At 73.7% G+C, this 13,740-nt stretch carries 11 protein-coding genes; 5 read left to right on the forward strand and 6 right to left on the reverse strand.

Annotation, left to right across the window (positions count from 1 at the left end; translation table 11 throughout):
• Positions 1-368: 368 nt before the first annotated feature.
• The gene (locus ACWEKM_RS26310) at positions 369-2,840 is read right to left on the reverse strand and encodes a SpoIIE family protein phosphatase (protein ID WP_451623698.1); all 2,472 of its coding nucleotides are present in this window, start codon (positions 2,838-2,840) and stop codon (positions 369-371) included.
• Positions 2,841-2,881: 41 nt separating this feature from the next.
• Complete coding sequence (locus ACWEKM_RS26315; RefSeq protein ID WP_451623699.1) at positions 2,882-4,954, reverse strand: SpoIIE family protein phosphatase; 2,073 nt, start codon at positions 4,952-4,954, stop codon at positions 2,882-2,884.
• Positions 4,955-5,385: 431 nt separating this feature from the next.
• Between ACWEKM_RS26315 and ACWEKM_RS26320 the strand changes: the two genes are divergently transcribed.
• Positions 5,386-5,874 (forward strand): phosphodiester glycosidase family protein, encoded by a 489-nt coding sequence (locus tag ACWEKM_RS26320; protein WP_451623700.1) that lies wholly within the window; start codon positions 5,386-5,388, stop codon positions 5,872-5,874.
• Here the strand turns inward: ACWEKM_RS26320 and ACWEKM_RS26325 are convergent.
• From ACWEKM_RS26325 to ACWEKM_RS26340, 4 genes are all read right to left on the reverse strand, one after another.
• Positions 5,790-5,984: a hypothetical protein gene (locus tag ACWEKM_RS26325; RefSeq protein WP_404038644.1), complete on the reverse strand. Its 195-nt coding sequence runs from the start codon at positions 5,982-5,984 to the stop codon at positions 5,790-5,792. The two genes, ACWEKM_RS26320 and ACWEKM_RS26325, sit on opposite strands and share 85 nt — an antisense overlap.
• 113 nt (positions 5,985-6,097) lie before the next feature.
• Positions 6,098-6,961: a phosphatidylinositol-specific phospholipase C/glycerophosphodiester phosphodiesterase family protein gene (locus tag ACWEKM_RS26330; RefSeq protein ID WP_451623701.1), complete on the reverse strand. Its 864-nt coding sequence runs from the start codon at positions 6,959-6,961 to the stop codon at positions 6,098-6,100.
• Positions 6,962-7,261: 300 nt separating this feature from the next.
• Entirely contained in the window at positions 7,262-8,239 is a 978-nt protein-coding gene (locus tag ACWEKM_RS26335) for an NADPH:quinone oxidoreductase family protein (protein ID WP_451623702.1), read from the reverse strand.
• Between the two features lie 92 nt (positions 8,240-8,331).
• Positions 8,332-8,958, reverse strand: a complete 627-nt coding sequence (locus ACWEKM_RS26340) for a helix-turn-helix domain-containing protein (protein ID WP_451623703.1) — start codon at positions 8,956-8,958, stop codon at positions 8,332-8,334.
• A 308-nt stretch (positions 8,959-9,266) separates the two neighbouring features.
• On the opposite strand from ACWEKM_RS26340, the gene ACWEKM_RS26345 reads away from it, so the two are divergent.
• The 4 genes from ACWEKM_RS26345 to ACWEKM_RS26360 all read left to right on the forward strand — a co-directional run bounded on the left by ACWEKM_RS26345 (position 9,267) and on the right by ACWEKM_RS26360 (position 13,096).
• Positions 9,267-10,805 carry an ATP-dependent DNA ligase gene (locus ACWEKM_RS26345; RefSeq protein ID WP_451623704.1) on the forward strand — a complete coding sequence of 513 codons (1,539 nt, stop codon included), beginning with the start codon at positions 9,267-9,269 and terminating at the stop codon, positions 10,803-10,805.
• Complete coding sequence (locus ACWEKM_RS26350; RefSeq protein WP_451623705.1) at positions 10,802-11,272, forward strand: NUDIX domain-containing protein; 471 nt, start codon at positions 10,802-10,804, stop codon at positions 11,270-11,272. The genes ACWEKM_RS26345 and ACWEKM_RS26350 overlap by 4 nt, the downstream gene beginning before the upstream one ends.
• 179 nt (positions 11,273-11,451) lie before the next feature.
• Complete coding sequence (locus ACWEKM_RS26355) at positions 11,452-12,837, forward strand: NADP-dependent succinic semialdehyde dehydrogenase (protein ID WP_451623706.1); 1,386 nt, start codon at positions 11,452-11,454, stop codon at positions 12,835-12,837.
• A gap of 25 nt (positions 12,838-12,862) precedes the next feature.
• Positions 12,863-13,096, forward strand: coding sequence for a DUF6213 family protein (locus ACWEKM_RS26360; RefSeq protein ID WP_451623707.1), 234 nt, complete (start codon positions 12,863-12,865; stop codon positions 13,094-13,096).
• The last annotated feature ends 644 nt before the right edge of the window (positions 13,097-13,740 follow it).

Consider the following 13,740-nt stretch of genomic DNA (forward strand, 5'->3'; position numbering starts at 1 on the left):
CCGGTACGCCCCGAGCGGCGACCCTCTCCAGATCGCAACGAATGATCAGCTCCGAGGCCGCGGCGCCCGGCGATCGAACCGATTCGCCGCACCCGAATGATCAGCTCCGGGGTCGCGGCGCCCGACGATCGGACCGACCGGTGCACTCCTACCCCGCCTCCGTCCGTGGCAGGGAGGCGTTGTCGGGCGATGCGGACGCAACAGGATGAGCCTCTGCGGCAGCGATGCGGGGGAGGTGGCGGGCGCGAGGACGCCGCCTGGCCACTCGCGCCCCTTCGCTCACTTCCGTCACAGCGAAGTAGTCAAATTCTTGTCACCTTTCACAACTCCCGTCAATTCTTCACGAGTTCGCCATGCCTTCGGTGGTCTCAGAGAGGCTGCGGGATCTCCTGCTCGGCCCAGATGATCTTGCCGTCGGCCGCGTACCGGGCGCCCCATCGATGGGCGAGCTGGGCCACCAGGAACAGGCCCCGGCCGCCCTCGTCCATGCTGCGGGCGTGCCGCAGCCGCGGGGCGGTGCTGCTGCCGTCGGCGACCTCGCAGGTCAGCCGGGAGTCGCGGATCAGCCGCAGGCGCACGGGCGGTGAGCCGTAGCGGATCGCGTTGGTGACCAGCTCACTGACGATGAGTTCGGTCGTCATGGCCAGTTCCGGGCAGCCCCACCGGGTCACCTGCCGGGTGGCACGGGTGCGCAGGTCAGCGACGGCCGCCGGGTCGAGGGGCACCTCCCAGGAGGCGACCCGGTCGTCGCCCAGCCCGTGCGTGCGCGCCAGCAGCAGCGCGATGTCGTCGAGTTGCGGGTTGGGGACCAGCTGCTGCACGGCGCCGCGGCACAGGGTGTCGATGTCGAGCCCGGGCCGGGACAGCAGCCGGCCGAGCCGGGCCATGCCCACGCCCATGTCGCGGGCCGGTCCGTCGACCAGGCCGTCGGTGTACAGGCCGAGCAGACTGTCCTCGGCGAGTTCGATCTCCGTCGCCTCGAAGGCCACCCCGCCCAGTCCGAGCGGCGGGCCCGCGGGCAGCTCCGGAAAGGAGACCTGACCGTCGGGGGTGACCACCACCGGGGGCGGATGGCCCGCGCGGGCCATCGCGCACCGCCGGGTCACCGGATCGTAGACGGCGTACAGGCAGGTCGCCCCGAGGAACGTCGTCACGGTCTGCTGGGACGCCTCGTCGTCGGGTTCCTCCTCGCTCAGTCGCAGCACCAGGTCGTCCAGGTGGGCCAGCAGCTCGTCGGGCGGCATCTCCATGTCGGCGAGGGTCTGCACGGCGGTGCGCAGCCGGCCCATGGTCGCGGCGGCGGCGATGCCGTGCCCGACGACGTCGCCGACGACGAGGCCCACCCGCGCGCCGGAGAGCGGGATCACGTCGAACCAGTCACCGCCGACCCCGCCGGTCGCGTTGGCCGGCAGATAGGAGGAGGCCACCTCCATGGCCGTGCCGCCGGTCAGGACGTGCGGCAGCAGACTGCGCTGCAGCGTGACCGCCGCCGTGTGCTCCCGGCTGTAGCGGCGGGCGTTGTCGACACAGAGCGCGGCCCGCGCGACCAGCTCCCGGGCCAGCAGGACATCGTCCGGGTGGAAGGAGACCGGGTTGAGCGAGCGCATGAACGTCGTGAGGCCCAGGACGGTGTTCCGGGCCCGCATCGGCACGGCGATCATGGAGTGCAGTCCGTACTCGCGCATCCGGGCCGCGCGGGCGGGCGCCCCGCACGCCCACAGCGGGTCGGCGGGGTCGAGGACGGGGATGAAGATCGGGTCGCCGTCGACGAGCAGGTTCACGTCGTGGGGCGGGGGGAGGACGTCCGCCCGCTCCGCGATCTGCGCGACCGCCTCCGGGCAGCCGTCCCGCACCGAACTCATGCCGGCCCGGCGCATCACGGGCCGCGCGGTGGCCGGTCCGGCATCGGACAGCCACGCCCCGTGCCCCTGGGTGCTCAGCACGGGCTCCAGCAGGTCGACGGCGACGAAGTCGGCGAAGCGGGGGACGGCGAAGTCGGCCAGTTCCTGCGCGGTGCGCATCACGTCGAGGGTCCTGCCGACGCTGCTCCCGGCCTCGTTGACCATCGACAGGAGCCGGCGCGCGTGCCAGCGCTCGGTGATGTCCAGGACCAGGTAGCAGACGCCGGCGACCGAGCCGCCGCCGTCGACCAGCGGGAAGAACGACGAGGAGTAGGCGTGCCGGCGGTGCGGATCGGCCCAGCTCCAGCCCTCGTACTCATAGTCGGTGACCGGGATCCCGGTCGCCATCACCTTGCGCATCAGACCTTCCAGCGTCTCCGCCTGCAGACCGGGCAGCAGCTCGCTCAGCCGCTTGCCGAGCCGCTGCTCACGGGGCACACCGCCGAACCGCTCCAGGGTGTCGTTGAGCCAGAGGTAGCGCAGCTCGGGGTCCATCACGGCCATGCCGACCGGGGAGCGGGTCAGGAAGCCGTCGAGGACGGACTGGCCCATCGTCCACTGCGGCAGCTGTTCCCGGGACGAGACCAGGAAGCACTCGTCCTCGCCGATCCGAAACGACGCCGACACCCGCAGGTCGGCCTCCATGCGGTGACCGTCCCGGTGGCGCAGCGCGATCAGGCCGTTCCAGCCCATGCCCTCGCGGCACCGCTCCACGATCCCGGCAAGCCGCAGCGGATCCCCGGCCAGGGCCAGCAGACGGGCGCCGGAGCGGCCGACGACCTCCGGGGCGGCATAGCCGAGCAGCGCCTGTGCGCCGCTGGTCCACCCGACGACGGTGCCCCGCGCGGAGATCACCGCCACCGCGTCGTTGGACGCGTCGAAGAGATCGCGCGGCCCTGCGGTCGGAGGCGCTTCGGAACCGTTTCGCCCAGATGCCATCTATCCCATCCTCAGTACGACAATATGATCCTGTTGGGGCACTATTCGGCAGCGCGCGTCCGGGCGATGAGCAGGGTGGCGTCGTCCCGGCAGTCCGGGGCGCGCAGCGCGTCGAGCAGCCGGTCGCAGGTGTCCTCCAGGGAGCGGTCGGGGCCGTCCAGGACTCCGAGCAGGGCGTCGAGGCGGTCGTCGATGGCGTCATGGCGGGTTTCGACCAGGCCGTCGGTGTAGAGGACGAGCAGATCACCGGGGTCGAGGTCGACGGTGCTGCTGAGGAACGTGACCCCGCCGACGCCCAGCGGCGCACCGGTGGGCAGGTCCAGCAGCTGCGGAGGGCCGCCGGCGCGTACCAGGACGGGCGGCAGGTGTCCGGCGTTGGCGAGATGGCACTCCCCACGGTCGGGGTCGTAGACGGCGTAGAGGCAGGTCGCGATGTAGTGCTCAAGACCGCTGGCGGTCTGGTCCAGGTGCTGGAGCACCTGCGCCGGGTCGAAGTCGAGGTCGGCCAGCGTGCGGGCGGCGGTGCGCAGCCGACCCATGGTGGCCGCCGCGTCGATGCCGCTGCCCATCACGTCACCGACGACCAGCACGGTCCTGCCGTCGCCGAGGGCGATGGCGTCGAACCAGTCGCCGCCCACCTCGCTGGCGGCGTAGGCGGGGCGGTAGCGGGCGGCGACCTCCAGGCCCACCAGCCGCGGCGGGTCCTCGGGCAGCAGGCTGCGCTGGAGGGTGACTGCGGTGTTGCGCACGCACTGGAACCAGCGGGCGTTGTCGATGCTGACCGCGGCGCGGGCGGCCAGTTCCCCGGCCAGTACGACATCGTCCTCGCCGAACGGCAGCGGGTTGCGGGCCCGTTTGAGGTCCAGGGCCCCGAGCACCTCGCCGCGGGCGATCAGCGGCACCGCGAGGTAGGAGTGCACACCGGCCCGGGCGAGCAGCGTGACGGTGTCGGGGTCGCGGCCGATGCGCGTCAGGTCGCGGTCGGTCACATGCGGCACCAGGACCGGCCGGGCGGTGCGGACGCACTCGCTGACCAGCCGGTCGGCGGCGTAGGCGGCCAGTTCCCCGGGCGGGTCGGCGGCCAGGGTGGCGCCGGTCGGGTAGCCGGCGACCAGGGCGAGGGCGCGGAACAGCGCGGGGCCGCCGGTGTGCGCGGTGGGATGGCAGGACAGGACCGAGTCGAGGACGTCGACCGCCGCGATGTCCGCGAGTTCGGGCACGGTGACCTCGGCGAGTTCACGGGCGGTCTGGTTGACGTCCAGGGTGGTGCCGACCCGTGTGGAAGCTTCGGCGATCAGGGCGAGGCGCTTGTGCGCCCGCTCGGCCTCCAGGGCGGCGCGGTGGCGTTCGGTGATGTCCACGATGGCCCCGGCGACCCCGAGCACCCGCCCGCCGGAGTCCTCCAGCCGGAAGTAGGAGACGGACCAGGCGTGGTCGTGGTCGGGGTCGGCGGGCGTGCGGCCGACCGTGTACCGCTCGATGAACGGGTGGCCGGTGTCCAGCACCCGGTGCAGGGCGGCTTCGATGGCGTCGACGTCCAGCTCCGGCAGGACGTCGCGCAGTGGACGGCCGATGCAGGACTCGGCGGGGACGCCGTTGATCCGCTCCAGCGCCGGGTTCACGGTCAGGTACCGCAGGTCCGTGTCGCTGATGGACAGCCCGATCGGGGACTGGGACACCAGGCGCTCGGACAGGGCCAGGTCGGTCTCGACCCGCTGGAGGGCGTCGTGGTCGGCGGCGATGCCCAGGGCGTAGACGTTTCCCAGGCGGTCCAGCAACCGCATGTTGCGGAACTCGACCAGCCGGGTGCTGCCGTCCTTGTGCCGGATCGGGAAGGCTCCGGCCCAGCTGACACCCGTCTCCATCACCTCGGTGAACAGGGCCTTCACCAGGTCCGGGTCCGCCTCGTGCACGAACAGCCGGGTCGCGTACTCGCCGAGCGCCTCCTCGGCGCCGTAGCCGAACAGCTCCTCGGCGGGGCCGCTCCAGAACACGATGCGGCCGTCGGAGTCCAGTACCACCGCGGCGACGCCGAGGACGTCGAGGAGCCCGTACCGCTGGCGCGATCCGGCGCTCCGCAGAATGCCGTCGGCCCGGAAGGATTCGGCAGTCATCCCGGTCTCTCCCTCCGTCCGGCAGCGGATGGCGCTGCACAGCGTCCGACTCCCGGCCCCGGGCGATGGCCGACGTGACGCTACGTCCATGGTCTCTCTGCCGGTGGCAGACCCGCATCCGCCGACGCGGGCCCGCCGGCGGGCGGGGGCGTGGACGTCACGGCTCCCAGCACGCCAACCCCCGCAGCGCCTCGGCCGTACGGCCGGGTCCGTCCCGCCCGTACAGGGCACACAGTCCGGCGTCACAGCGGTCGACCTCCGGCCGGACGGCATCCAGCGCGGCATTGCACGGGCGGTACCACCGAGGCAGGGCGGGCACGACACGGCCCCCGGAACACCATCCCCCGCAGCGCCTCGGCGTCCAGCGCGGTGGTTCCCCGCTCTGCGACCGACAGCGGCGCTGCACAGCGTCCGGCTCCCGGCCCCGGGCGATGGTCGCGCCGCTGCGCGCCCACGCCCGCGTGGTCCGGGCCCGCCACGCTCGCGCCGTCTGCCGCCGCGACCTCGCCACGATCGCGGCCTACGGCGCGGAGCGGCCGCTGCCGGGCCTCGACGGTGCCACCGCCGCGGTGCGTACCGCCGTCGGCATCGCGGACGGCGTACGGCGCCTGCCGCTGCTCACCGCAGCGGCACCACAGCGGCACCGCGGCGGCCCGACCATCGCCGAAGTGGCGGACGGGATGAGGAGGTTGGGCGCGGTCGGCGCGTTCAGCCCGGAGGGCGGCGGTTCGACGGCACCGGTCGCCGGGTGCCCGGCGCGCGCACGGTGTCTGTGCCCGACGAGCACCCCGGCCTGCTGCGCGGCTCAAGCGCCGGCGGGTCACGCGTCAGAAGGTCACGGCCGCAGGCCGCTCACCAGGTCCGCGGTCGCGGTGAGCCCGCTCTGGATGGTCGGGGCCATGCTCGTGCTGGCCAGGTAGAAACCGAGCAGCACACAGACCAGGGCGTGGGAGATCTTCAACGCGCCATTGCGCAGGAAGACCACGGCCAGGATCAGGAGCAGCAGCACCACAGAGATGGAAACGGCCATCGCGAACCTCCTCCGCCACGCCAGTTCGCGGCATTCGGCCGCAAGTGTGGCGTAGCGGAGGGTTCGTCCGGGCGGCTGACATGTCCCCCGATCGAGTGGTGCTCCAGGTGCCGCTACGCCCCGGCGTGGGCGTCCAGGAACGCTTCGAGCCCCGCGAGGTCGTCGGTGTTGAGGTAGTCGACGCCGGCGGCGAGCAGTTCGGCCCACAGCGCGTCCCGGGCCGGGCCCGCCGCGTCCGGGGTGGCCCAGAAGCGGATCTGCTGTCCGCGCGCGTGTGCCGCCCCCACGATGCCGCGCAGCTTCTGCCGCTCGGCGTCCGGGAACGGGCCCACGCCCGACCAGCTGAAGTTGAGCGTCCAGTTGTCGCTGATCAGCGGGATGAAGGAGGCCGGTGCCGAGCTGCCGAGATCGGCCAGCCGGCCGTCGTAGAACGCGTGGCGCTCGCTCTGGGCCGCCATCGGCGTACGGGCGGCACGGTCGCCGGAGATCACCGCGGTGACCGGCCCGGGGTGCACGCGCCCGTGCGCGTAGGTGGTGAACAGGTGCTTGTAGCGCCGCAGATGACGGTCGAGTTCGAGATAGGTCGAGGAGCCCTCGGTCTTGATGTCGATGAGGAGTTGCAGCGGCCCCCGCGCGCCCCGGTACACCGCGCCGTGGTTGGCCCGGACGCGGGCGGCGAGCGGGTCGAGGTAGAGGGATTCGAGGGTGCGGGACGGGTCGAGATCGGTCACGTCGTGGCCGATGAGGAGTTGGTCGCCGACGAGGAAGATGTCGGCCTCGACGCTGCCGAAGCGGTGGTCGAGGGCGTCGAAGAGGGGGCGCGGATGCTCGTAGTCGTTGTGGGCGTGGGCGTGCCACAACGGGCGCGGGCCGCGCGAGGCGTCGCCCGCCCACGCCTGTGCGGCGGGCAGGGCGACCGCGCCCGTGAGGGCGGCACCGAGGGTCGTGAGGGCTCTGCGGCGGGTGGTGAGGGCCATGCTCTGCCTCCCTGGTAGGGCCGGGTGGGACCGAAGGGAGTATGCGTGCCGTCGTGGCCCGAGTGACCTGTCCCTGCGGGGAGTTGGCCGGACCGCCGTCGTGCGTTCACTTCGCCGCGATGGGACACGCGGGACGGCCCGCCCCGGTGGGACGGGCTGCCGCCGGGTGCCGCCGGGCCGGGTCAGGGGCCGCGCAGGTCGACCGGTTCGGCCGTCGCCGCGCGGGTACGGTGGCGCGGCTGCGCGGCGTCGGTCACTGGTCCACCGTCCTTTCCGCGGGTACCGGTTGAGTGCTCGTGGTCATGCGACGGCGCTGTTCTCCGGTGTCGGTACGACGGCGACCCGGCCGGTGGTCACCCCGTCGGCGACCCGCTGGACGGCCGCCGCGGCCTCGTCCAGCGGCACCCGCGCGCTCACCAGCGGCCGGATCGCGCCCCGCGCGGCCAGTTCGGTGAGCTGTTCGTGGCAGTGCCGGACCAGCTGGGGGTTCCTGGTGCGGTACAGGCCCCAGTGCAGGCCGAGGATCGAGTAGTTCTTCACCAGGGCGTGGTGGAGCGCGGGGCTCGGGACGGTGCCGCTCGCGAAGCCGACGACGAGGATGCGGCCCTCGAAGGCGACGGTCTTCGCGGACTGGGTGTACGCGTCCCCGCCGACCGGGTCGTAGACCACGTCGGCGCCCCGGCCGCCGGTGACCTGCTTGACCGCGGCGACGACATCGTCGGCGTGCCGGTCGACGACCGTGTCGCAGCCCAGTTCCCGGGCGACGGCGGCCTTGTCGGCGCCGCCCACGACGCCGATGACCGTGGCCCCGGCCGCCTTGCCGAGCTGTACGGCCGCGCTGCCGACCCCGCCCGCGGCGGCGTGCACGAGCAGCGTCTCGCCGGACCGCAGGCAGGCCCGGCGGTGCAGGCCGAACCAGCCCGTCTGGTAGCCGATGTGCAGCGCTGCGGCCTCGGCGTCGTCCAGCGCGTCGGGCGCGGGCAGCAGGGCGGCGGCGTCGGCGACGGCGTACTCGGCGAAGCCGCCGTGCGGCAGCGCCGGGCTGGCGATCACCCGTCGGCCGTCCGCGGTCTGGCCACAGATCTCCACCCCCGGGGTGAACGGCAGCGGCGGGCGGACCTGGTACTGGCCGCGGCACATCAGCGCGTCCGGGAAGTTGACGTTCGCGGCCCGCACCCGCAGCAGGACCTGGCCCTCGCCGGGCGTGGGCCGCTCCGTCTCCGTCAGCCGCATCACCTCGCTCGGTTCGCCGAGCGAGTGCACTTGCCATGCCTGCATGCGGGGCCTCCACGGAACTGCGTCGCCTGACCGGACTCGATCACATACTAAGCAGTCGCTTGCCCAGCAGGGAACAGCCGCCGTCAGCCGTCTCAGCCGTCCGCGGCGCGCCGGGACGGCCGCGCCCGCACATGCATCCGCTCGCCCTGCGGCCCGAAGAGGCTGAGGAACTCCACCGGCCCCTCCCCCGTCGACCCGAACCAGTGCGGGACCCGGGTGTCGAACTCCGCCGCCTCCCCCGCGTCGAGCACCACGTCGTGCTCGCCGAGCACCAGCCGCAGCCGCCCGGACAGCACATAGAGCCACTCATAGCCCTCGTGCGTGCGCGGGTCGGGCTCCTGGCGGCGCCGCGGTTCGAGCACCTTGAACGCCTGCAGCCCGCCCGGTTGGCGGGTCAGCGGCCAGTGCTTGCGCCCGAACCGCACGATCGGCTCGGTCGCCCCCACCCGCGGGTCCCCGACGGGCGGGGCGCCCACCAGCTCGTCCAGCGGCACCTGGTGCGCCCGCGCGATCGGCAGCAGCAGCTCCAGGGAGGGCTTGCGCAGGCCCGCCTCCAGCCGCGACAGGGTGCTCACCGAGATGCCGGTCGCCACCGAGAGCCCGGCGAGCGTGGCACCCCGCTCCTTGCGGATCCGCCGCAGCCGCGGGCCGACCTCGGCGAGCACCTCGTCCGTGTCGTCGCCCGCACGGTCCTGCACATGGTCGTTCGCGCCACTCATGGGTTCATACTCATGGGCCCTTGCAGTTTGGGCAAACACGCTTGCCAATGCGGCAGTACGCGGGCGCGGTCGACGGGCTCGCCGAGCGCTTCGGCCGCGACGCATCGCACTGCTTGTACTACACGCACTGCCATGGCGGGGAAGCGTGGGGCGTTCGGCGCGCTCGCCACGTCCCCGATGAACGTCCACGGTGACGCGGCGAGCCGCGGTCACCGGGCGGGCGCGGCGATCAACGGGTACCCGCTCCTCGCCGATCTCGACGCGGCCGTCGGGGTGTGGTCCCGGCGCCCTCGTTGCACCATGGCTGCATGCTGTTGGCCCGGCTCGCCCAGGTGTCCCGGGAGGTCGCCGCGACCGCGGCCCGGTCCCGGAAGACCGCCCTGCTCGCCGACTTGCTCCGGAACACGGAGCCGGACGACGTACCGATCGTCATCCCCTGTCTGGCGGGCCGGCTGCCGCAGGGCCGGCTCGGCGTCGGCTGGAAGGTGCTCGCCCGGCATGTGCCCCCGGCCGCCGAGCCGTCCCTCACCGTGCGCGAGGTGGACGCCCGCCTCACCGAGCTGGGCAAGCTCTCCGGACCCGGCTCGCAGGCGGAGCGGATCCGGCTGGTAGGTGCGCTGCTCGGCGCGGCCACCGAGGACGAGCAGCGCTTCCTGCTCGGACTGCTCACCGGCGAGGTGCGGCAGGGCGCCCTGGACGCCGTCGCCGTGGAAGGGCTCGCTCAGGCGACCGGGGCGGACCCGGCGGAGGTCCGGCGGGCGGTGATGCTCGCCGGGTCGCTCCAGGCGGTCGCCGCGGCGCTGCTCGCGGACGGCCCCGGGGCGCTGGACCGTTTCCGGCTCACCGTCGGCCGCCCGGTGCAGCCGATGCTGGCGCGGACCGCCGCCTCGGTCACGGCGGCGGTCGAGAAGCTGGGCGCCTGCGCGGTCGAGGAGAAGCTCGACGGCATCCGCGTCCAACTGCACCGGGACGGCGACTCGGTGCGCGTCCACACCCGTACGCTCGACGACATCACCGACCGGCTGCCCGAGGTGACGGCCGCCGCTCTGGAGCTGACGGGCGAGCGGTTCATCCTGGACGGCGAGGTGATCGCCTTCGGCCCGGCGGGTCGGCCCCGGTCCTTCCAGGAGACGGCCGGGCGGGTCGGCTCCCGGGTGGACGTGGCACGGGCGGCCCGGGAGGTCCCCCTCTCCCCGGTGTTCTTCGACGCCCTCGCGGTCGGCGACCGTGACCTGCTGGACCTGCCGTTCGCCGAACGGCACGCGGAGCTGGCCCGGCTGGTGCCCGCGCCGCTGCGGGTGCGCCGGACCCTGGTGTCCGGACCCGAGGACGTCCGGGAGGCGGAGCGGTTCCTCGCCGAGACGCTGGAGCGCGGCCACGAGGGCGTCGTGGTGAAGGCCCTGGACGCGCCCTACAACGCGGGCCGGCGCGGGGCGTCCTGGCTGAAGGTCAAGCCCGTGCACACCCTGGACCTGGTGGTCCTGGCCGCCGAATGGGGACATGGCCGCCGCACCGGCAGGCTCTCCAACCTGCATCTGGGCGCGCGCGGCCCGGACGGCGGCTTCGTCATGCTCGGCAAGACGTTCAAGGGCATGACCGATGCGATGCTTCGCCGGCAGACCGAGCGGCTGCGGGAGCTGGCCGTCACGGACGACGGCTGGGTGGTCACCGTACGCCCCGAACTCGTCGTCGAGATCGCCTACGACGGCCTGCAGCGGTCCTCCCGCTATCCGGCCGGCGTCACCCTGCGCTTCGCCCGTGTGGTCCGTTACCGCGAGGACAAGCGGCCGGAGCAGGCCGACACCGTCGAGTCGCTGCTCGCCGCGCACCCCGAGGTCCGGCCGTGACGGGCCGGCGGAGCGCGGGCCTGCTCCTGTTCCGGCACGCCGAGGACGGCTGGCAGGTGCTGCTCGGTCACCTGGGCGGCCCCTTCTTCGCCCGGCAGGACGCCGGGGCGTGGACCATCCCGAAGGGCGAGTACGGGTCCGACGAGAGCGCCTGGGACGCGGCCCGGCGCGAGTTCCGGGAGGAGCTGGGCCTGCCGCCGCCGGACGGTGCGGCCGTGCCGCTCGGCGAGGTCAGGCAGACGGGCGGCAAGGTCGTCACGGCGTGGGCGGTGGAGGCGGATCTGGACCCGGCGGCCGTCGTACCCGGCACCTTCCGGATGCAGTGGCCGCCACGCTCGGGACAGGTCCGGGAGTTCCCGGAGCTGGACCGGGTGGAGTGGTTCGGGCTCGACCGGGCCGGGCGGCTGATCGTGACGGCGCAGGCCGCGTTCCTCGACCGGCTGGCGGAGCACACGGCCGGCCGGTGAGCGGCGGCCCTCCCTCGGGCCCCGGGCGCCGGGCGCCGGGCGCCGGTACCCCGGGAACAACGCCAAGACCCCCGAGCACCGCCCCGCGGGGTGGCGGTCCGGTACCAGGCCGCACGCGTTGCGGAGCCCTCCGGCGCGCGGGAAGGTCGTAGCACAGCCCGTTCCGAGGGAGGTCGGCCATGCCCATCGCGACGGTGAACCCGGCGAACGGCGAGACGCTCAAGACGTACGAGCCCATGGGCGAGGAGGAGATCGAGCGCCGGCTCCAGCTCGCCGAGGCCACGTTCCGTACCTACCGGTCGAGCGGCTTCACGGACCGCGGGCGGCTGCTGCTCCAGGCCGCACACCTGCTGGACGAGGACCGGGAGGACATCGCGCGGACCATGACCACCGAGATGGGCAAGCCGGTCGAGCAGGCCCGCGCGGAGGCGGCGAAGTGCGCCAGGGCGATGCGTTGGTACGCCGAGCACGCCGAGGAGCTGCTGGCCGACGAGGAGCCAGCCGACTCCGAAGTGCGGGACTCCGGCGCGGCACGCGTGCGGGTGCGCTACCGGCCGCTCGGGCCGGTGCTCGCGGTGATGCCGTGGAACTTCCCGTTGTGGCAGGTGATCCGGTTCGCCGCCCCAGCCCTGATGGCGGGCAACGTCGGCCTGCTCAAGCACGCCTCCAACGTGCCGCAGACCGCCCTCTACCTGGAGGATCTCTTCCACCGGGCGGGCTTCACCGACGGCTGCTTCCAGACGCTGCTCATCGGCTCCGGGGCGGTCGCGGACGTGCTGCGCGACGAGCGGGTAAAGGCGGCCACCCTGACCGGCAGCGAACCCGCCGGCCGGGCCGTCGCCTCCGTCGCCGGGGACCTGGTGAAGAAGACGGTGCTGGAGCTGGGCGGCAGCGATCCGTACGTGGTCATGCCGTCGGCTGACCTCGACCGGGCCGCGCGGGTCGCGGTGACCGCGCGGGTGCAGAACAACGGGCAGTCGTGCATCGCCGCCAAGCGGTTCATCGTGCACACGGACGTCTACGACGCCTTCGCCGAACGGTTCGTCGCCGGGATGCGGGCGCTGACGGTCGGCGACCCGATGGCGCGGGACACCGACGTCGGCCCGCTCTCCACCGAACAGGGGCGGGCCGGCCTGGAGGAACTCGTCGACGACGCCCGGCGCGGCGGGGCGATGGTGCTGTGCGGCGGTCACCGCCCGGAGGGACCCGGCTGGTACTACCTGCCGACCGTACTCGCGCGGGTCACCCGCGAGATGCGCATCCACCGCGAGGAGGCGTTCGGACCGGTCGCCACGCTGTACCGGGCCGACGGACTCGACGAAGCGGTGCTCATCGCCAACGACACGCCGTTCGGGCTCAGCTCGAACGTGTGGACGCGGGACGAGGCCGAGATCGACCGGTTCGTGCGGGACCTGGAGGCGGGCAGCGTGTATGTGAACGGGATGACCGCGTCCCATCCGGCATTCCCCTTCGGCGGGGTCAAGCGGTCCGGGTACGGGCGTGAGCTGTCCGGGCACGGGATCCGCGAGTTCTGCAACATCACCACGGTGTGGCAGGGCGCGTGACGCTTCCGGGGCTACGATCCGATCTGTGAACCGCGAAGTGACTCTGCCTCTGATCGTCGACGACCGCGGTGCCTTGCAGGTGGCGGCGGCCGACGTGAGCAAGCTGCTCCGCACGGTGGGCGGCCGGTGGCTGCGGCTCGTCGAGGCCGGGCAGGACGGGCTGGACGAGGACACGGTGGCCGCGCTGACGATCGAACTCGCGAAGCTGGCCGACCGCATCGATGTGGCCTGCATCGCCCACAGCAGCGGAGCACCGTAGCGGGAACGGTCCGGCACCGGCAGCGGAGCACCGTAGCAGGAACGGTCCGGCACCGGCAGCGGAGCACCGTAGCAGGAACGGTCCGACACCGGCAGCGGTCCGCCGCCGCCCACGCGACTCCCGCCGCCCCACTCACGACGCATGGGCCCACACGGCCCAGGGTCTCGCCTCGTACGCCGGGAGCCGGCGCCCGCGGCTGCGGGCGCGCCCCTCCGCACGGCATCCCGCACATCCGCGACCGCCCGCACCGCTTGGGTCGCCCGCGCGTCGGGGTCCGGGGACGGCTGCGCGGAGAACCCGAGGCAGGCGCGGGCCTGCGCGCGCAAGCCGTGGGGACGGCGCGGCGAGTCCGCGATCCGGGCGCAATACCCGGCCCGAACCGCGAAGTTGGCGGTCAGCGCGAGCGCGACCCCGGCGGTCCGGCGTTGCGGGCGAGCCGGGCGACGCAGGCCGGACAGGGCCGGCAGCCGCGCAGCGGCCGGTACCGGCGGGCCCGGCCCTCGTCCACGCCGCGGGCCGCGGCGAACCCGGGCAGCCAGGCGCCCGCCTTCTCCGCCCTCGGCTAGCAGGGTGAAGAAGGCCGCCGACTCCGGGCGGACGAGGGCAGGTTGGGCCGCTGCCCAAGGGCGCTCCGGTCCGCGGCG

Source organism: Streptomyces sp. NPDC004752 (genome assembly GCF_053601275.1).

Excerpts from the sequence above, each read along its gene's own strand:
- ACWEKM_RS26310 (WP_451623698.1), bottom strand. The coding sequence starts at position 2,840 with ATGGCATCTGGGCGAAACGGTTCCGAAGCGCCTCCGACCGCAGGGCCG.
- ACWEKM_RS26315 (WP_451623699.1), bottom strand. The coding sequence starts at position 4,954 with ATGACTGCCGAATCCTTCCGGGCCGACGGCATTCTGCGGAGCGCCGGA.
- ACWEKM_RS26320 (WP_451623700.1), top strand. The coding sequence starts at position 5,386 with ATGGTCGCGCCGCTGCGCGCCCACGCCCGCGTGGTCCGGGCCCGCCAC.
- ACWEKM_RS26325 (WP_404038644.1), bottom strand. The coding sequence starts at position 5,984 with ATGGCCGTTTCCATCTCTGTGGTGCTGCTGCTCCTGATCCTGGCCGTG.
- ACWEKM_RS26330 (WP_451623701.1), bottom strand. The coding sequence starts at position 6,961 with ATGGCCCTCACCACCCGCCGCAGAGCCCTCACGACCCTCGGTGCCGCC.
- ACWEKM_RS26335 (WP_451623702.1), bottom strand. The coding sequence starts at position 8,239 with ATGCAGGCATGGCAAGTGCACTCGCTCGGCGAACCGAGCGAGGTGATG.
- ACWEKM_RS26340 (WP_451623703.1), bottom strand. The coding sequence starts at position 8,958 with ATGAGTGGCGCGAACGACCATGTGCAGGACCGTGCGGGCGACGACACG.
- ACWEKM_RS26345 (WP_451623704.1), top strand. The coding sequence starts at position 9,267 with ATGCTGTTGGCCCGGCTCGCCCAGGTGTCCCGGGAGGTCGCCGCGACC.
- ACWEKM_RS26355 (WP_451623706.1), top strand. The coding sequence starts at position 11,452 with ATGCCCATCGCGACGGTGAACCCGGCGAACGGCGAGACGCTCAAGACG.